Below are 18,702 nucleotides of genomic sequence, written 5' to 3'. Positions count from 1 at the left end.
CGACATCTGACGACTGACCCGACATCTACCGACTGATCTCGACAGAAGAGGCGCCGTGACGGACTCGTTTGTACACCTGCACAACCACACCGAGTACTCCATGCTCGACGGTGCGGCGAAGGTGTCCCCGTTGTTCGCCGAGGCCAAACGTCTGGGAATGACCGCGATCGGCATGACCGACCACGGAAACATGTTCGGCGCCAGCGAGTTCTACAACACTGCGGTCAAGAACGACATCAAGCCGATCATCGGCATCGAGGCCTACATCGCCCCCGGCTCACGATTCGACACCAAACGAATCCAGTGGGGCACCCGCGATCAGAAGAGCGACGACGTCTCCGGCTCGGGTGCCTACACCCATATGACGATGGTCGCCGAGAACGCGACCGGGCTGCGCAACCTGTTCAAGCTGTCGTCCCTGGCGTCGATCGAGGGGCAGCTCGGCAAGTGGTCGCGGATGGACGTGGACCTGATCGCCGAGCACGCCGAGGGGATCATCGCGACGACGGGGTGCCCGTCCGGTGAGGTGCAGACCCGGCTCCGGCTCGGCCACGACCGCGAGGCGCTCGAGGCCGCGGCGAAGTGGCAGGAGATCTTCGGCAAGGACAACTTCTACCTCGAACTCATGGAGCACGGGCTCGAGATCGAGCGGCGTGTGCGCGACGGTCTGCTCGAGATCGGTCGCAAGCTGGGCATCAAGCCGATCGTCACGAACGACTGCCACTACGTGACCAAGGAGCACGCCGCGGCGCACGAGGCGCTGCTGTGCGTGCAGACCGGCAAGACCCTCTCCGATCCGACCCGGTTCAAGTTCGACGGCGACGGTTACTACCTGAAGTCCGCGGCCGAGATGCGCGAGCAGTGGGACTCGATCGTCCCCGGGGCGTGTGACAACACCCTGGAGATCGGCGAGCGCGTCGAGTCCTACAAAGAGGTCTTCACCCACCGCGACCGGATGCCGGTCTTCCCGGTCCCCGACGGTGAGACGCAGCAGACGTTCCTGCGCAAAGAGGTCGCGAAGGGACTCGCGGAGCGTCGTTTCGCCGGCACCGAGGTGCCCGAGGAGTACCTGCAGCGCGCCAACTACGAACTCGACGTCATCATCCAGATGGGGTTCCCGGCCTACTTCCTCGTCGTCGGCGACCTCATCCGCCACGCTCTCGAGGTCGGCATCCGGGTCGGCCCGGGCCGTGGCTCGGCGGCCGGTTCGCTCGTGGCCTGGGCGCTGGGCATCACCAACATCGACCCGATCCCGCACGGCCTGCTCTTCGAGCGGTTCCTCAACCCCGAGCGGGTGTCGATGCCCGACATCGACATCGACTTCGACGACCGTCGTCGAGGCGAGATGGTGCGGTACGCGACCGACCGGTGGGGCAGCGACAAGGTGGCCCAGGTCATCACGTTCGGCACCATCAAGACGAAGGCCGCGATCAAGGACTCGGCGCGCGTCCAGTTCGGTCAGCCGGGATTCGCGATCGCCGACCGCATCACCAAGGCGCTGCCGCCGCCCATCATGGCCAAGGACATCCCGGTCTGGGGTATCACCAACCCCGAACACGAGCGCTACAACGAGGCCGCCGAGGTCCGCACGCTCATCGAGACCGATCCGGACGTCAAGAAGATCTACGACACCGCGATCGGACTGGAGGGTCTGATCCGCAACGCCGGTGTGCACGCGTGTGCGGTGATCATGTCCTCGGAGCCGCTGACCGACGCGATCCCGGTGTGGAAGCGCGCGCAGGACGGCGCCATCATCACCGGCTGGGACTACCCGTCGTGTGAGGCGATCGGCCTGCTGAAGATGGACTTCCTGGGTCTGCGCAACCTCACCGTCATCGGCGACGCCCTGGAGAACATCAAGCTCAACCGGGGAATCGATCTCGACCTCGACTCGCTGCCGCTCGAAGACGAGAAGACCTACGAACTGCTCGCCCGCGGTGACACCCTCGGGGTGTTCCAGCTCGACGGCGCCGCCATGCGCGAACTCCTGAAGATGATGCAGCCCACCGGGTTCGAGGACATCGTCGCCGTGCTCGCGCTGTACCGTCCCGGCCCGATGGGTGTGAACGCCCACACCGACTACGCCAAGCGCAAGAACGGTCTGCAGGAGATCCGGCCGATCCATCCCGAGCTGGAGGAGCCGCTCAAGGAGATCCTGTCGGAGACCTACGGTCTCATCGTCTACCAAGAGCAGATCATGCAGATCGCGCAGAAGGTCGCCGGGTACTCGCTCGGACAGGCCGACCTGTTGCGTCGCGCGATGGGCAAGAAGAAGAAGGAGATCCTCGACGAGGCCTACGACGGCTTCGCGGAGGGCATGCGCAACAACGGTTTCTCCCAGGCCGCGATCACCGCGCTGTGGGACACCGTCCTGCCGTTCGCCGGCTACGCGTTCAACAAGTCGCACGCCGCCGGCTACGGGCTGGTGTCCTTCTGGACCGCGTATCTCAAGGCGAACTATCCCGCCGAGTACATGGCCGGCCTCCTGACCTCGGTCGGTGACGACAAGGACAAGGCCGCGATCTACCTGGCCGACTGTCGCAAGCTCGGGATCACCGTGCTGCCGCCCGATGTCAACGAGTCGCAGCGGAACTTCGCCGCGGTCGGCAAGGACATCCGATTCGGTCTCGCCGCGATCCGCAACGTCGGCTCCGGCGTCGTCGGTTCGATCATCGCCGCGCGCGAGGAGAAGGGGAAATTCACCAACTTCTCCGACTACCTCGGCAAGATCGACGTCACCGCCTGCAGCAAGAAGGTGACCGAGTCGCTGATCAAGGCCGGCGCCTTCGACTCACTCGGACACCCGCGCAAGGGTCTGTTCCTCGTACACGGGGAGGCCGTCGAATCGGTCATCGGAACCAAGAAGGCCGAGGCGATCGGACAGTTCGACCTCTTCGGCGACGCCGGCGGTGCCGACGACTCGATGGCCGAGGTGTTCGCGGTCAAGGTGCCCGAAGAAGAATGGGACACCAAGCACAAGCTCGCCATCGAGCGGGAGATGCTGGGGCTGTACGTGTCCGGCCATCCGCTCAGCGGCGTCGAGCATGCGATCGCCGCGCACACCGACACCTCGATCTCGACGCTCCTCGAGGGCAACGTCGCCGACGGCGCCCAGATCACCATCGGCGGCATCATCTCCTCGGTGACCCGGCGGGTGAACAAGAAGGGCGAGCCGTGGGCCGCGGTGACCCTCGAGGACATGGTCGGTGGAGTCGAGGTGTACTTCTTCCCGCGGGCCTACGTCGCGTACGGGATGGACATCGTCGCCGACAACATCGTCCTGATCAAGGCGCGCGTCAACCTGCGCGACGACAGCATGATGATCAGCGCGAACGATCTCGCGGTGCCGGATCTGGAAACCGCGGGGGCGACCAAACCGGTGGCCCTGACACTGTCGGCGCGACTCTGCACCCCCGACCGCGTGGCGGCGCTCAAGCAGGTGCTGACCCGGCATCCCGGCATGGCCGACGTGCACGTGACGCTCGTCAGCGACAAGCGGCAGACCCAGCTGAAACTGACCGAGTCGTTACGTGTGGCCCCGAGTTCGGCGCTGATGGGCGACCTCAAGGCCCTCCTGGGGCCAAGCTGTCTGAGTTGACGCGGCTGAAGTGAGGGTCGCCTGCTCGACGGACTTCACCCGGCCGTGACTCAGGATTCGGGTCGCCGAACATTTTCGTTCGTTCTGCGCTACACTCGACGGCACGTCCAGCGCACCCGGCCAGTGAGGGAGTGATCCGACATGGCGACTCTGATCGACGTCGACCCCGGTCGTCCGGCATCGCGGCAGCCCCGCACCGTCGATGTCCTGGGTGCGCAGTGGCCGGTCCACAAGGCGCACGCCGTCGCCGCCGCGGTCGTGGTGGCACTGGTCAGCCTCGTTCTCCTCGGCTCACTCGCGGTCACCGCCTGGGCGAGCGGGCTGACGCTGCTCGCGGTGTGGTGGGGCGAGCGCTACCTGCCGGGGACGGCGGCCGTCGCGCCGGCATCGAACCCGCCGGGGATCTCGTAGATCCGTCCGTCGAATCCGGCGCGGAAGAGACGTCCGGCCGAGAACCCGCGGTCGCCTCGTCCGTAGGACACGACGCTCGAGGTCGGTAGGCCCGTCGCGAGCACGCAGTAGCTTCCGGGCGCCGTCACGCGCACGATCTCACCCGTCGCGTTGAACGGCACCACAGGTCGGTCGCGTGAATCGAGGGTCAGTCCGTCCGGCGTCGATGGCGCACCCACGTTGAGCAGGTTCTGCACGACACGCGGATTCGCAGTGGAGATCCGGCTGACGCCCGGGTTCACGAAGGTCCTCGACACGTACAGCCACCCGTCGCCGCGTCCGAGAACTGCTCCGTTCGCGCTCGGCAGCGCTCCCCAGGCGGCCTGCACGGCGCCGGTGGGGCTCACCCGACCGATGAGATTGCCGAAGTCGTTGGTGGCGTACACATTTCCGCGCGCCGACACGTCCATCCCGTTGGCCGCCGAAAGTCCCGTCACCCAGGCCCGCAGGGCGCGGGTATTGATGTCGAGCCGGGCGATGGATGCGTGTCGCAGCGCGTCGCCCACGAAGACACGCGGGTCGGCGCCGTATCCGACCAGCAGGGTGCCGCCGGGGGTCCACGCCAGCGCACCCGCTCCGCTCCCGCCCGGCACGCGTGCGATCGGAACCGCAGGTGCGCCCGGTCCGGCCAGACGATACACGCGACCGGTGATCAGGTCGGTGGTGTAGAGGCGTCCGGCGGCGTCGACGGTCAGGCCCTCGAGCGCCGCGCCGGGCACCGACCCGACAAGTCGCGCCGGCTGTCCGGCACCCGCACACACGGGGGCGGCCGCGGCCGGGGCGGGGTCGACGGCGGCGCCGAGCCCGACCGCCAGGGCGGCGGCCGCGCCGAGCGCGGCCAGTCGCGACAGGCGTCGCGTGCGGGGTGGGAAGGTTCGACGAGTTGTCATGGCTGCTCCCTGGTCGGTGAGGCTGGTCGCCGTCGGCGATGGCTGGGCGAGACGGTTGTCGGGAAGATTCCCGTCCGGCTCGCTGTCAAACGCACCCGTCCAGTGTTACGCCATCGGGTGCGCGAATGTGCCGCGATGCGATTCATCCGGCGCCGCGATGCCACCACCCACGACGCGGTCGCGGACGGGCGTCGGAACCCGCGACATCGGATCACCGGCAGACAGTGAGAACATGGCTGTCGTGAGTACGCACCACGTCCCGGTCCATCAACAGGCGTTGTCGGTAGACGCGATCGAAGCCGCATCGATCCGTATCGCCGACGCGGTGGCGCGTACCCCGCTCGAGATCTGCCCGCGGCTGTCCGCCGACACCGGGGCCGAGATCTTCCTGAAGCGCGAGGACCTCCAGGCCGTCCGTTCCTACAAACTGCGCGGTGCCTACAACGTGATGGCGCAGCTGTCGGCCGAGGAGCTGTCGCGTGGCGTCGTCGCGGCCAGCGCCGGCAACCACGCCCAGGGGGTCGCGTTCGCATGCCGGAGCATGCAGGTGCCCGGACGCATCTACGTCCCGACCACCACGCCCAAGCAGAAACGCGATCGAATCCGTTGGCACGGTGGCGACTTCGTCGAACTCAAGGCGGTCGGCGACACCTACGACGCCGCCGCGGCCGCTGCTCAGGACGACGTGATGCGTACCGGGTCCGCGTGGATCCATGCATTCGACGACCCGCGGACCGCGGCCGGTCAGGGGACCATCGCGCACGAGATCGTCGAACAGCTGGGTCGTGTTCCCGACGTCGTGGTCGCGCCGGTCGGCGGCGGGGGATGCCTGGCCGGGATGGCCACCTACTTCCGCGGCCTGTCCGAGCACGTCACGATCGTCGGTGTCGAACCGACCGGCGCGGTGTCGCTGAGCGCTGCCCTCGTCAACGGGGGACCGGTGACCCTCGCCGAGATCGACCCGTTCGTCGACGGGGCGGCGGTGAAGCGCATCGGGACCATCGGGCACCGGGTGCTGTCGGAGATGGGCGCGACAGTGACCGATCACCCGGTGCTGGCGAGCATCACCGACGTCCCGGCCGCACGCGTGGTACCCGACGAGCGTCACGCGCCCGTGCCGGGAACCGCGCATATAACCCACGTCGATGAAGGCGCCATCTGCTCGGCGATGCTCGAGCTCTACCAGAACGAGGGAATCATCGCCGAACCCGCGGGTGCTCTCGCCGTCGCGATCCTCGACAAACTGCAGCTGCCCGCGGACTCCACCGTGGTGTGCCTGGTCTCCGGCGGCAACAACGACGTGTCCCGGTACGGCGAGATCATCGAGCGCTCGCTGGTGCACCGGGGACTCAAGCACTACTTCCTGGTCGACTTCCCACAGGAGCCGGGTGCGCTGCGGCGTTTCCTCGACGAGGTTCTCGGACCCGACGACGACATCACGCTGTTCGAGTACGTGAAACGCAACAACCGGGAGACCGGCGCCGCCCTCGTCGGCGTCGAGCTGGGACACCGCGACGGGCTCGGCGACCTGATGGACCGGATGGCCCATTCCCGGCTGCACTGTGAGCGGCTCGAGCCGGGTAGTCCGGCGTACGCCTACCTGACCTGAGAATCGGGGCCGCGAAACTCCGGCGTCGACCATTCGGATGACTCACCAGACCACGGGAACATTCGCGTCCGGTGCCGCCTCCAAGTACATGAACCGCCCAGAGGCACTGCACCACCACAGCGCCTCGTCACTTGGAAGGACAACCCCATGAGCACCGAGATCCCCGCCGACGCCGTTCTCGTCGACACCGATGGCGACGGAGCCGTCGACGCCGCACTCACCGACGTCGACGGTGACGGCACCACCGACGCCATCCTCGACACCGACGGCGACGGCCAGGCCGACTCCATCGCCTATGACACCAATGCTGACGGCGAGATCGACGTCATCGAGGCCGACACCGACGCCGACGGCCTCACCGACATCGCGGTCGCCGACACCGATTGCGACGGCATCTTCGACACCGCGGTCGACGACGAGGGCAACGTCGAGGTCGGCGACTTCGGCAGTATCGACGGCGGCGACGCCGTCTGACCACTTGACTTCATGGCCCGGAGCCGCGGTACACGCGACTTCGGGCTATGAGCCGTCACCACGGCGGCCGACGATCACGTTGTGACCCGGCGAGGCGAGCTCGGAGCCCTCGGAACTCGGTGACTGCCACGCCAATTCGACGTCGAGCGAGATCGGGACGGTCACCGGTGCGGCGCCGGGAACGCAGACCACCGACCAGTCACCGCGATGCATCGCGAACCATCCGGCCGCCTCGTCGAAGTCGACGGACACCGACGAGAAGGCCGGATCGGACAGCGCGGCTTCGGCTTTCCGCAAGGCGATGAGAGTTCGATAGAAGTCGAGCACACGCGCGTGTGCGGGATCGTCGAGTTCGGTCCAGTCCAGCTTCGACCGCTCGAACGTCGCCGGGTCCTGCGGATCGGGCACGTCGTCGCTGTCCCAGCCGTGTTCGGCGAATTCCGATTTGCGCCCCTCCGCGGTGGCTCGGCCCAGTTCGGGCTCCGGGTGGGAGGTGAAGAACTGGAACGGTGTCGCGGCCGCCCACTCCTCACCCATGAACAGCATCGGGGTGAACGGGGACAGCAGGACCAGCGCCGCCTTGATCGCCAGCTGTCCGCCGTCGAGGTAGGCGCTCGGGCGGTCGCCGATCGCCCGGTTGCCGATCTGATCGTGGTTGCAGGTGTAGGCGAGGAGGGCCGACGCGGGCAGCCGGTCGGTCGGGATCGGTCGTCCGTGACGGCGTTTCCGGAACGACGAATAGGTGCCGTCGTGGAAGAACCCGCCGGTGAGAACCTTCTCCAGGCAGCCGTAGCTCCCGAAGTCGCCGTAGTAGCCCTGCCGTTCGCCCGACACCAGCGTGTGGATCGCGTGGTGGATGTCGTCGTCCCACTGCGCGGTGAGCCCGAGTCCGTTGACGCTGCGCGGGGAGATCATGCGGGGATCGTTGAGGTCGCTCTCGGCGATCAGCGACAGCGGTCGCCCGAGTTCGACGGCGAGATCGTCGGTGGCGGCGGCGAGTTCTTCCAGTATGTGCACGGCGCGGTGGTCGGCCAGCGCGTGTACCGCGTCGAGGCGCAGGGCGTCGACATGGAACTCGGTGAACCACCGCAGGGCCGTACCGGCGATGAACGCACGGACCTCGTCGGAGTCCGGATCGGACAGATTGACCGACGATCCCCAGGATGTGACGCCCTCGGAGAGGTAGGGCCCGAAGTCGGGTAGGTAGTTGCCGGACGGACCCAGATGGTTGTAGACGACGTCGAGGACGACACCGAGTCCCCGGGCGTGACAGGCATCGACGAACCGGGCCAGCGCTGCCGGTCCGCCGTAGGTCTCCTGCACCGCGTACCAGCCGACGCCGTCGTAGCCCCAGTTGTGAACCCCGTTGAACGCGTTGACCGGCATCAGCTCGACGAAGTCGACCCCCAGGTCGACGAGATGGTCGAGCCGGCCGATGGCGGAGTCGAGCGTGCCCTCCGGGGTGAAGGTGCCGAGATGGAGCTCATAGACCACCGCTCCCCGGATGTCGCGACCGGTCCAGTCTGCGTCGGTCCATCCGGCGTCGTCGACGGTGAACAATGCCGACAGTTCGTGCACCCCGTCCGGCAGGCGCACGGCCCGCGGATCAGGACGCACCGGTCCGCCGTCGATCGAGAATCCGTAGCGCAGTTCCTCGACGGGTTCGGTTCCCGGTGCGGTGTCCACCTGCCACCACCCGCCCGCGCCTGCCGTCATGGTGATCCGGTCCGCGGCCGGGTCCTGCGCGGACGACCCGATCACCAGCTCGACGACCTGCGCATTCGGTGCCCAGACCCGGAGTTCGCCCAGTGATCGCGGTGATCGGAAGGGCTCCACATTGGAACGAAGTGGTAGGTTTTGTTCCCGCTGGTCGTCCGACCAAGTTATCGTGCTCTGGGCAACAGCGGCAGCGGTCGGGGGATTCGTCACATCATGCAAGGTATGTCGGACCTCGGACAGGTGCAGTCGGGCGCTAGTGTGAGGCCGGACACATTCGGACGAGGGAAGTGGGGTATGTTACCCGCGGCGCTCATGCCCACGGGGGGCACGCGAAGCGGGTCTGCGGGAACGAGAACGCGCGTCGACGTCGACACGCGCCATCGCGACCTGACGGCCGGTGAACGGGTAAGCCGAGACGCAAGGGCAGGGTTTGAGCACTAACGCAGTCACCTCGGACGACGCGGAGGTGGGTCGCAAGAGGCCGGGGGCGGTGCGGTCGTGGGTGGACGGCCATGTCGTTGCCTCGTTCGACACATTCGGTCGCCAGCTCGGCATGTTCGTCGAGGTGTTCCGGACCCTCTTCGTCGATCTCTTCAAGCGACGGTTCCCGTTCGGGGAGTTCATCCGTCAGTGCGCCTTCATGGCCAGCACCTCGGTCTTCCCGACCCTCCTGGTCGCCATCCCGATCGGCGTCATCGTGTCGATCCAGGTGTCCAACATCGCCGGTCAGGTCGGTGCCACGTCGTTCTCCGGCGCGGCGACGGGTCTCGGTGTGATCCGGCAGGGTGCACCGCTGGTGACGTCGCTGCTCCTCGCGGGCGCCGTCGGCTCGGCGATCGCCGCGGACCTCGGATCCCGCACCATCCGCGACGAGATCGACGCGATGCGCGTCATGGGCGTCAACCCCATCGAGCGTCTGATCTCGCCGCGACTCCTCGCGACGATGGTCGTCAGCTTCCTGCTCTGCGGGTTCGTCTGCTTCGTCGGGTTCATCACCGGCTACGTCTTCAACGTCTACTTCCAGGGCGGCACACCGGGTAGCTACACCGGCACCTTCGCGTCCTTCGCCACCACCGCCGACCTCATGTTCGCGTTGGCCAAAGCCGTCATATTCGGCGCGATCGTGGCCATCGTCGCCTGCGATCGCGGCCTCTCGACGAAGGGCGGGCCTGCGGGTGTGGCCAACTCGGTGAACGCCGCTGTCGTCAACTCGGTCCTGCTGCTGTTCACGGTGAACGTGATCCTCACGCAGCTGTTCGCGATCCTGTTCCCGTCGAGGGTGGTGTGAGATGACCGCGTCACGGTATGTACCTCCGGCCCTGCGGCCGCTCGAGGCCGCCAAGGCGGTGTACCGCGGTCCGCGCGATGCGCTCGCCGCGATGGGCCATCTGATCACCTTCCTGGTCCGCTCGATCGCCGCGGTGCCGCTGGCGTTCCGTCACTACAGCAAAGAGGTGTGGCGCCTCCTTGCCGACGTGGCCTGGGGCAACGGCGCCATCGTCGTCGGTGGCGGCACCGTGGGTGTCATGGTGATCCTCGGCATCATGGGCGGCGCGACCGTGGGTATCGAGGGCTACACCGCCCTCAATCTGCTCGGCATGTCCCCGGTGACCGGCGGGCTGTCCGCCTTCGCGACGACCCGCGAGATCGCACCGCTGCTCGCCGCGACCGCGTTCACCGCCCAGTCGGGTTGCCGGTTCACCGCACAGTTGGGCTCGATGCGCATCGCCGAGGAGATCGACGCCCTCGAGGCGATCGCGATCCGGCCGCTGCCGTATCTCGTCACCACGCGGATGTGTGCGGCCGTCCTGGCGATCATCCCGCTCTACTCGGTGTCGCTGGCCGCCAACTACCTCGCCTGCCAATTCATGTTCATGCTGCAGAGCGGTCAGGGCGAGGGCACCTATCTTTACTACTTCAACCAGTTCCTCGTCTCGTGGGACATGTTGTTCTCGTTCTTCAAGGTGATCGTCTTCGTCCTACTGACGACGTTCATCCAGTGCTACTACGGCTACTTCGCCTCAGGTGGTCCCGAAGGAGTGGGAGTTGCTGCCGGACATGCCATCCGACTCGCGATCATCGTCATCGTGTTCGCGAACCTGGTCATGACACTCGTGTTCTGGGGCACGTCGCCCGGGATCAAGATCTCGGGATGAGGGGGAGACCGTGAACATCGCGACCGACGGGCGCAATCCCTCGCTGCTGCAATACGTGCTGCGCGGAGTCGCCTTCCTGCTCGTCCTGCTGGTGATCTTCGTGCTGCTGTTCATGCGGTATCAGGGCACGTTCAGCAAGACGGTGGCCGTGACCGCCGACCTCGTCGATGTCGGCGACGGGCTGTCCACCGGTGCCGACGTCCGCTACAACGGGCTGATCGTCGGCACGGTCAAGTCGATCAGCGTCGAGGACTCCGCACAGGCCGACGCGTCCCGGTTGATCAGGAACGTCGCCATCGACATCGAGCCGGCGCAGGCCGAGGGCATTCCCGCCTCGGTGACCGCGCGCACGGTTCCGTCGAACCTTTTCGGCGTCAACTCCGTCGAGCTGGTGCCGCCCGCCGAGGTGGGAGCCGACCGGCTGTCCGCCGGCGACGTGATCCCGGCCGACGACTCGCTCGAGACGATCAAGCTGCAGGACGCCCAGAACGAGCTGAAGCAGATCCTCGACGCGGTGCCGCCGGAGGAACTGGCGCAGGTGCTCGGCGTCATCGCCGACGCGCTCAAGGGCGGCGGCTCGGTGTTCGGGTCGTTCGTCCCCGTGCTGCGGAACTACTTCGACTCGATCAACGCCCAGTTCCCGCCGGGCGCGCCCCCGGGCTTCGACAACTTCGACGCCGCGCTCACCGGCCTCGCGCAATCGGCGCCGCAACTGCTCGACACCTTGGGCCGCAGCGTGATCCCGGCGATCACCATCGCGGAGAAGCAGCGTGACCTGACCGCGGTGCTGACGGCGAGTCAGGGCCTGCTCGACCAGACCCAGTTGCTGTTCGCGCGCAATGGCAACAGCGGTCAGCGTCTGGTGACCGATCTGAACCGGATGCTTGGAGCGCTCGTCCTCGAGCCGAACTCGTTGCCGCAGGGCGTGATCGCGCTGAACAACCTGGCCGCCCGGGTGCTGACGGTGTTCACCGGCACCAACGGCCACGTGCAGCTCAACATCGGTGTCAGCTTCGGCGCCTTCCAGCGCTACACCCGGCAGAACTGCCCGGTGTACGACGGCGGTCCGTACGGCACCCTGCGCGGCCCGGGCTGCGTGGGGCCCGGCACCGGCACGGGACCGACGATGTCTGGTCCGCTGGCGATCTATCCCTCCGACGGGATGCGCCGGAACAAGCCGGTCGGCAACGTCACCACCGATGCCGACAACAAGACGCTCGGCACCGTCCTGCGCCGTACCCCGTCGGCAGCGGACACGATCATGCTGGGACCGCTGGTCCAGACGCTCGAGGTGCGCAACGCCGCCGAGGCGGGCCGGGGCGGCGAAGGTCAAGGAGGAGGACGATGAGCGCGGCTTCGGAATCGATCCGCAAACCGCTGATCGGTTTCACCATCTTCGGGATCGCCGCGTTGCTGGTCACCTACGTGATCTTCTCGACGTTGGAGCGCTCGGTGCCGGGGACCACCAACAGCTACACGACCTACTTCGGTGATGCCTCGGGTCTCGCCACGGGCGACGACGTCCGCATGGCCGGTGTCCGCGTCGGTCGTGTGGACCAGATCGAACTCGCCGACGGCCGTGCCCGGGTCACCTTCGAGGTGCAGGACAACCAGCAGGTCTACACCAACACGCGGGGGGCGATCCGCTACCAGAACCTCATCGGGCAGCGATATCTGAACCTGACGCTGGTCCCGGACCGGGAGAGTCGGCCCCTCGATCCGGGGTCGACGCTCGAGCTCCCCTCCGAGGACTCCTTCGACGTCACCACATTGCTCGCCGGGTTCCAGCCGGTCTTCGAGACCCTCACCCCGGAACAGGTCAACGCCCTGTCCGAGGGCTTGATCCAGGCGTTCCAGGGCAATTCGGTGTCCTTGAGCTACACGGTCGCCGAGGTCGGCCGCCTCGCGGAGGACACGGCCAACCGGGACGTCGTGCTCGGCGCGATCATCAACAACCTGAGCGCGGTCATGCGCGACCTGTCGCGCCAGGGCGGCCAGCTGGGCACCGTCATCGAGTCGATGTCGGCGCTGATCGCCAACCTCAACTCGAACTCGGCGGCGTTCGGCAGTGCGGTGACCGACATCGGGCGCACCGCAAGCGGATTCGCCGACGTGCTGAGTGAGAGCCGACAGAGTCTGGCCGAGGCCGCCACGGACGGCCGGATCGCGACCAACACGCTGATCAGCAATGGCGCCAAACTCGATCGGATGGCGGTCGACGCGCCGATCTTCCTCGGTCATTTCCCGCTCGTGCTCGGTGAGGGCGCTTACTTGAACATCTATGCATGTGATCTCGACGTCGCGATCGGCGACGTCCTGCTACCGCCCGGGATCTTCAACAAGATCGGCGGCACGAATCACTCGGTGGTGTGCCGATGAGCTGGTTCCGCAGGAGTTTCCGTGACAACCGGCGCGTGTGGTTCGGCGTGATCGGCGCCGTGGTCATCGTCGCCCTGTTGCTCGGCGTGACCGCTCTCGCGACCGCGCATCTGGGCAAGAAGACCCTCACCGGCGACTTCGCCCAGGCCGGCGGTATCCGGCCGGGGGACAAGGTCCGCGTCGCCGGTATCGACGTCGGTGAGGTCACCGACACCGAACTCGCCGGACAGCACGTGGCCATCACCATGAAGGTCGACAGCGACGTCCGGGTGACGTCCAACGGTTCTGCCGAGATCAAGATGTCGACGTTGCTGGGTCAGCGCTACATCGATGTGTCGCTGGGGGATTCGCCGGAGGATGCACCCGACGGACACATCGCGAAGACCGCCGTGCCCTACGATCTCCAGCGCACCATCGAGGCGGGCGCGCCGATCCTGACCGGGATCGACGACCGGGCGCTCTCCGAGAGCATCCGCACCCTCAACCGGCAACTCGCCGGCGTGCCGGCGATCACCGAGCCGACCTTCGAGGCGCTCACCCAGATGTCGAAGGTCATCACCAATCGCAAGGACCAGATCAACCAATTGATCGCCGACACCAAGACGATCACCAACATCGTCAACGACAATCAGGCCCAGCTCGCCGTGATCGTGGGTCAGGGACGCGACCTGACCCAGAAGATCGTCGCGCGTGAAGAGCTGGTCACCCGGATGCTCGACGGCATCGCCGAACTCACCGAGCAGGCGACCGCGGTGGCCGGCGAGAACGCCAACCAGTTCGCGCCCATCATGGCGAACCTGAACACGATCACCCAGGGCCTGGAGAAAAACCGCAACAACCTCCGCAAGTTGCTGGAGATCCTCCCGGTCACCGCGCGCCTGACCAACAACGTCATCGGCGACGGGCCCTACGCGAACGGCTATCTGCCGTGGGGCATCTTCCCCGACAACTGGCTGTGCCTGGCCCGGGTGGTGGACGGATGCTGAGCGCGGAAACGATGAGCCCGGACACGACGGCAGGTACGACGATGCACGCCCACGGACTCCGCCGCCCGATCCTGCTGGTCGGGGTCGCGCTGCTCGGCATCCTCGGGCTCTCCGGCTGTTCGATGATCCCGGGGAGCTGGAAGGCGGCGGTCGGCCAGGCCATCGAGGTGACCGCCTACTTCGACAACGTCGCCGGGCTCTACGTGAGCAACGACGTCGCGGTCCTCGGCATGCCGGTCGGTCAGGTCACCGCGGTGGAACCGCAGGGCGAGCGCGTCAAGGTGACCATGACGATCGACAGCGACGTCCCCGTCCCGGCCGACGCCACGGCGGCGATCGTCAACACCTCGATCGTCACCACCCGCCACGTCGAGCTGTCACCCGCCTACGACGGCGGGCCGAAGCTCGAGGACGGGTCGGTCCTGAAGGAGACGAAGGCCCCGGTGTCGGTCGGCGAACTGTTCGACGCCATCGACGGTCTGGTGGTGGCACTCAAGGGTGAGGGAGAAGGACCCGGCCCGCTCGCGGAGATGATCGACATCACCTCCGGCATCGCCACCGGCAACGGCGAGGAGATCCGGGCGGCGCTCGACGAACTCGGCGGGGCGTCCGATGTGGTGGCGGGCAACAGCGATGCCCTCGTCGACATCCTCGAGACCATCGAGGGTCTGACCACCACCCTGGTGCAGAACTATCCGAAGATGACGGCGTTCTCCGAGTCGGTCAACCAGGTGTCGCAGCTGCTGGGAGACCAGGCGCCCGGTCTGCTCGCCACCCTGGCCAACCTGAATCAGACGCTGCAGAACACCACCGTGTTCCTGCAGAACAACACCAACACCATGTCGGTGTCGTTCGACCGGCTCGCCGCGCTGACCGCCAATCTCGGGGACTACTCGCGGCAGGTCGTCGAGACGGTCGACGTCGGCCCGCTGCTCTTCCAGAACCTGAGCAACTCGATCTCGGCCGAACAGGGAGCGTGGCGCGCGCAGGTGCTGCTCGACAAGACGCTCCTCGACAACGAACTCCTCGCCGAGTTCTGTGAGGCGATCAACCTGCAGAAGGACGGTTGCCGAACGGGCAAGCTCAAGGACTTCGGTCCCGACCTCGGTATCTACTCGGCGATGCTGGAGTTGACGAAATGAGAACGGCGACAATGGATTCGCTGAACCGTTCGGACGGTCCCGGGCGCCCTGTGCGATCCCCCGGCCGGGTCCGCCGAGGCGGGGTCATGGCGGTGCTGCTCGCGGCGCTCATTGGGCTCACCGGTTGCGGACTCCTCCCGAGTCTCACGGTGGAGCAGATCCCGCTGCCCGCACCGGGCGGCATCGGTGACTCGATCACGATCACCGCGAACTTCGCCAACGCGCTCAACCTGCCGGCGCAGGCGAAGGTGAAGCTGAACGGAACCGATGTCGGAGAGGTCACCGACCTCGTCGCCAAGGACTACACCGCCGTGGTGACCATGCAGGTCAGCAAGAAGACCAAGCTCCCGGTCGGGACCGGCGCCGAACTCCGCCAGGCCACACCGCTGGGCGACGTCTTCGTCGCCCTGCTGCCGCCGATCGAGGCGCGCGACGGTCTGATGGTGGACGGGGACACGCTCACCGGTCCGACGTCGGCCGCGGCGACGGTCGAGGATCTGCTGATCAGCATGAGCGGGGTCGTGGACAGCGGTTCGCTGAACTCGTTGACGATCATCCTCACCGAGCTGAGCAGCGCGGTCGCGACGAACCCGTCGGATCTCAACGGCGCGATCCGGGGCCTGACCACCGGTATCCGGAAGCTGAACCAGAGTTCGGCGGCGGTCGATCGGTCGCTGGCCGCCACGCGGGTGCTCAGCGGACAGCTCGCCGACGGGCGTGCGCAGATCATGGCGTCGATCAACAAACTGGGTCCGGCGCTCGAGTCGCTGAACGGGCAGATCGCCACGATCCTGACCACGCTGGACAAGACCCAGCAGGTCACCGCGGCCACCAACGACTTCCTCGACAGCGATCAAGACAACCTGGTCGAGATGCTGGGCCATCTGTCGACGGTGCTGGCCGGCCTCCGGCAGGCTGCCGGCCCACTCGGATCGCTGGCCGACAACCTGCACGAGCTCACACCGAAGTGGGTCAAGTCCACACCGGGTAGCGCGGCGGCGGTGTCGTCGAAGGTCTACTGGCTCAGCCCGGGTGTCGGCTTCGACTCGGCGAGCAGACTGCCCGAGATCCAGGACGTGGACGAGGGTTCGGCGGCGTTGCAGCAGACACTGACCCGTCTGCTGGCGCGGATCACGGGGACGAGGGGGTGTTGCGGATGAGCGGCATATTCGGTGTCCTACGCCGGAATTCGGTACTCGTGGGCAACATCGCCCTGGTACTGGTCATGGTCGTCGGACTCAGCTATCTCGCCCTGGGCATCCTGCGGTGGCAACCGTTCGCCGACAAGTACAAGCTCACCATCCAGTTCCCGATCTCCGGCGGTCTGCAGGAGACGTCTGGGGTCACGCTGCGCGGCGCGCGCATCGGCGACGTCGACACCGTTCGGGTGCAACCGGATTCGGTGGAGGTCGTCGTCACGGTCGAGGACCGGTACAAGATCAACCGCGACACCACTGTTGCGGCACTGGGTCTGTCGGCTGCGGGCGAGCAGTACGTCGACTTCCAGCCGGACACCTCCGATGGCCCCTACCTGGAGGACGGGGACGTCATCCGGGCCGACCAGACCGAGGTCACCGTGCCGTTCTCGCAGTTGCTCGAGTCCTCGCTGGAACTGATAAACCAGATCGATCCGGCGAAACTCCGTTCCGCCGTGGACAATCTGAAGATCGCCCTCTACGACGAGGACGGCATGAACGACCTGTCCGTCATCTTCGACTCCGGTGGCACGATCTTCGCGAAGCTGTACACCGCGCTGCCGGAGACCACCAAGTTCATCCAGAACGCGGGGACCATCTTCAAGACGACGGCGCAGATCCAGCCCGACCTCGGCACGACGGTGGCGGGGTTGAGTTCGCTGGTCAACTCGGCGGCTGCCTCCGACAGGGAACTCCGCGAGCTCCTCGACCGGGGTCCCTCACAGTTCACGAGCCTGGCCGGGTCGATCAACCAGTTGACGGATCCGATCACCGATGTGACGAAGCAATTCGTCGACATCGCCGAGCAGGGTGCGTTGCGTGCACCGGCGCTTGCGACGCTGTTCCCCGCGATCCGCGATGCCAGTGTCAAGAGCCTCACCATGTTCCACGACGGTGCGTGGTGGGCCTTCGGGTCGGTGTACCCGCGTCCGAGCTGCAACTACCCGGTGACGCCGCGGCGGCCGACGCAGATCCTCGAGCTGACCATCCCGACCAATCTGTACTGTGTGACCGAGGATCCGCGTCAGCAGATCCGTGGCTCGGCCAATGCGCCGCGGCCACCGGGCGACGACACCGCGGGACCGCCGCCGGGTTACGACCCGAACGCCCGTACCGTTCCGCTCGACAAGTGATGGGCCGCTCGACGACTGACGGCCACTCGACGACGACAGACAAGTTGTGTGACCTGTAGATGACTGACCGGAATGACCCAGATCGTACTGATACCGACGTGAATCCGACGGACGAGAAGGCCGACAGCACGTCGCCCGAGAGCGGGGCTGTCGCAGCCGATCACACCGATGGGGCGACGAGCGCGGAGGACACGAATGACGCCGGGACCGCGGCGACGCCGCGGGGGAAGTCGGCTCGACGGAGCGGAACCGGCACGGCGGCGAGCACGTCCAAGACCGACGGTGTCGACGCCTCCGGTGCCGCGGGTGACCCGTCGCCGGCAGCATCATCGAAGGCGGGTTCGGATCGCCGCGAGATCTCGTTCACGGTCACCGGCGGCGGGATCAAGAAGGTTCTCGCCGCCATCGTCGCGGTTGCTCTCATCGCGCTGGTGGCGTTCTTCGGCTGGCGCGCCTACGACCTCCAGCAGGAGGCCGACGCCTTCGCCGATTCCAAGGCGGCTTCGGCCGACTTCGTCACGAAGCTCGTGACGACACTCAACGCCGACAACGCGGGCAATTCGAAGGAACTGCTGGGTCCGCTGTCGACGGGGGAGTTGCGCAACCGCCTCGAGCAGGAACGGGCCGACACCGAGGCCAATGTGGAGTCCCTCAACATCGAGGTGTCCTCGACGATCAGTGTGGTCGCCGTCGAGACCGCCGATGCCGACACCGCCAAGACCGTGGTGATGGCAGAGGTGACCGGCCGCAGCGTCAAGTTGCCCAGCGGCGGAACCAGCCTGATGGTCTTCCGTCTGGACCTGAGCAAGGAAGACGGCAAGTGGCTGGTGTCCGAGGTCGACGGCCCGCCGGGGAGCCCCAGCGGTCAGATCGATCCGTCGCAGTCGCTGCCCGGCACCCCAGCCTTCGCCGGCACCCCAGCCTTCGCCGGCACCACAGCCCGCGCCGGGCGGCTGATCCGGGCCGACAC

General features: G+C 66.9%; 14 protein-coding genes and 1 pseudogene. 13 read left to right on the top strand and 2 right to left on the bottom strand.

All coding sequences use genetic code 11. The annotated features are described in order from the left end of the window. Positions 1-55: 55 nt before the first annotated feature. Together dnaE and M4D77_RS05190 are read left to right on the top strand one after the other, a co-directional pair. Complete coding sequence (gene dnaE / locus M4D77_RS05195; RefSeq protein WP_058251733.1) at positions 56-3,598, top strand: DNA polymerase III subunit alpha; 3,543 nt, start codon at positions 56-58, stop codon at positions 3,596-3,598. A 141-nt stretch (positions 3,599-3,739) separates the two neighbouring features. After that, positions 3,740-4,009, top strand: a complete 270-nt coding sequence (locus M4D77_RS05190) for a hypothetical protein (protein WP_055476140.1) — start codon at positions 3,740-3,742, stop codon at positions 4,007-4,009. Here M4D77_RS05190 and M4D77_RS05185 read toward each other — a convergent pair. After that, on the bottom strand, positions 3,952-4,938 hold the full coding sequence (locus M4D77_RS05185; RefSeq protein WP_259935682.1) for an SMP-30/gluconolactonase/LRE family protein: 987 nt from the start codon (positions 4,936-4,938) through the stop codon (positions 3,952-3,954). The genes M4D77_RS05190 and M4D77_RS05185 overlap by 58 nt on opposite strands. A gap of 232 nt (positions 4,939-5,170) precedes the next feature. Here M4D77_RS05185 and ilvA point away from each other — a divergent pair, with 232 nt between their 5' ends. Both ilvA and M4D77_RS05175 read left to right on the top strand, forming a co-directional pair. Further along, positions 5,171-6,547 (top strand): threonine ammonia-lyase IlvA, encoded by a 1,377-nt coding sequence (gene ilvA / locus M4D77_RS05180; RefSeq protein ID WP_065632400.1) that lies wholly within the window; start codon positions 5,171-5,173, stop codon positions 6,545-6,547. A 147-nt stretch (positions 6,548-6,694) separates the two neighbouring features. Then, complete coding sequence (locus tag M4D77_RS05175; RefSeq protein ID WP_065632318.1) at positions 6,695-7,021, top strand: hypothetical protein; 327 nt, start codon at positions 6,695-6,697, stop codon at positions 7,019-7,021. Positions 7,022-7,066: 45 nt separating this feature from the next. Here M4D77_RS05175 and treZ read toward each other — a convergent pair whose 3' ends face one another. After that, on the bottom strand, positions 7,067-8,857 hold the full coding sequence (gene treZ / locus M4D77_RS05170; protein WP_083207473.1) for a malto-oligosyltrehalose trehalohydrolase: 1,791 nt from the start codon (positions 8,855-8,857) through the stop codon (positions 7,067-7,069). A gap of 313 nt (positions 8,858-9,170) precedes the next feature. On the opposite strand from treZ, the gene M4D77_RS05165 reads away from it, so the two are divergent. The 9 genes and pseudogenes from M4D77_RS05165 (at position 9,171) to M4D77_RS05125 (ending at position 18,689) form a co-directional block, all read left to right on the top strand. Then, the gene (locus M4D77_RS05165) at positions 9,171-10,028 is read left to right on the top strand and encodes an ABC transporter permease (RefSeq protein ID WP_065632319.1); all 858 of its coding nucleotides are present in this window, start codon (positions 9,171-9,173) and stop codon (positions 10,026-10,028) included. A 1-nt stretch (position 10,029) separates the two neighbouring features. After that, complete coding sequence (locus M4D77_RS05160) at positions 10,030-10,896, top strand: ABC transporter permease (protein WP_055476553.1); 867 nt, start codon at positions 10,030-10,032, stop codon at positions 10,894-10,896. 10 nt (positions 10,897-10,906) lie between these two features. Next, positions 10,907-12,244: an MlaD family protein gene (locus tag M4D77_RS05155; protein ID WP_259935681.1), complete on the top strand. Its 1,338-nt coding sequence runs from the start codon at positions 10,907-10,909 to the stop codon at positions 12,242-12,244. Then, positions 12,241-13,275, top strand: coding sequence for an MCE family protein (locus tag M4D77_RS05150; RefSeq protein ID WP_065632321.1), 1,035 nt, complete (start codon positions 12,241-12,243; stop codon positions 13,273-13,275). The genes M4D77_RS05155 and M4D77_RS05150 overlap by 4 nt, the downstream gene beginning before the upstream one ends. After that, positions 13,272-14,261, top strand: coding sequence for an MCE family protein (locus M4D77_RS05145; protein ID WP_259935679.1), 990 nt, complete (start codon positions 13,272-13,274; stop codon positions 14,259-14,261). Before M4D77_RS05150 ends, M4D77_RS05145 begins: the two co-directional genes overlap by 4 nt. A gap of 41 nt (positions 14,262-14,302) precedes the next feature. Beyond that, positions 14,303-15,403: an MCE family protein gene (locus tag M4D77_RS05140; RefSeq protein ID WP_259935700.1), complete on the top strand. Its 1,101-nt coding sequence runs from the start codon at positions 14,303-14,305 to the stop codon at positions 15,401-15,403. Between the two features lie 11 nt (positions 15,404-15,414). Beyond that, entirely contained in the window at positions 15,415-16,563 is a 1,149-nt protein-coding gene (locus M4D77_RS05135) for an MlaD family protein (RefSeq protein ID WP_259935678.1), read from the top strand. Next, the gene (locus M4D77_RS05130) at positions 16,560-17,732 is read left to right on the top strand and encodes an MlaD family protein (RefSeq protein WP_065632323.1); all 1,173 of its coding nucleotides are present in this window, start codon (positions 16,560-16,562) and stop codon (positions 17,730-17,732) included. The genes M4D77_RS05135 and M4D77_RS05130 overlap by 4 nt, the downstream gene beginning before the upstream one ends. Positions 17,733-17,791: 59 nt before the next feature. Then, positions 17,792-18,689, top strand: a pseudogene (locus tag M4D77_RS05125) (hypothetical protein). Positions 18,690-18,702 lie beyond the last annotated feature (13 nt).

This window comes from Gordonia sp. p3-SID1431, assembly GCF_025143765.1.
Lineage (GTDB): Bacteria > Actinomycetota > Actinomycetes > Mycobacteriales > Mycobacteriaceae > Gordonia > Gordonia hongkongensis.
The sequence above is the reverse complement of the archived record's forward strand: the minus strand, read 5'-3'. Positions and strand labels throughout refer to the sequence as shown.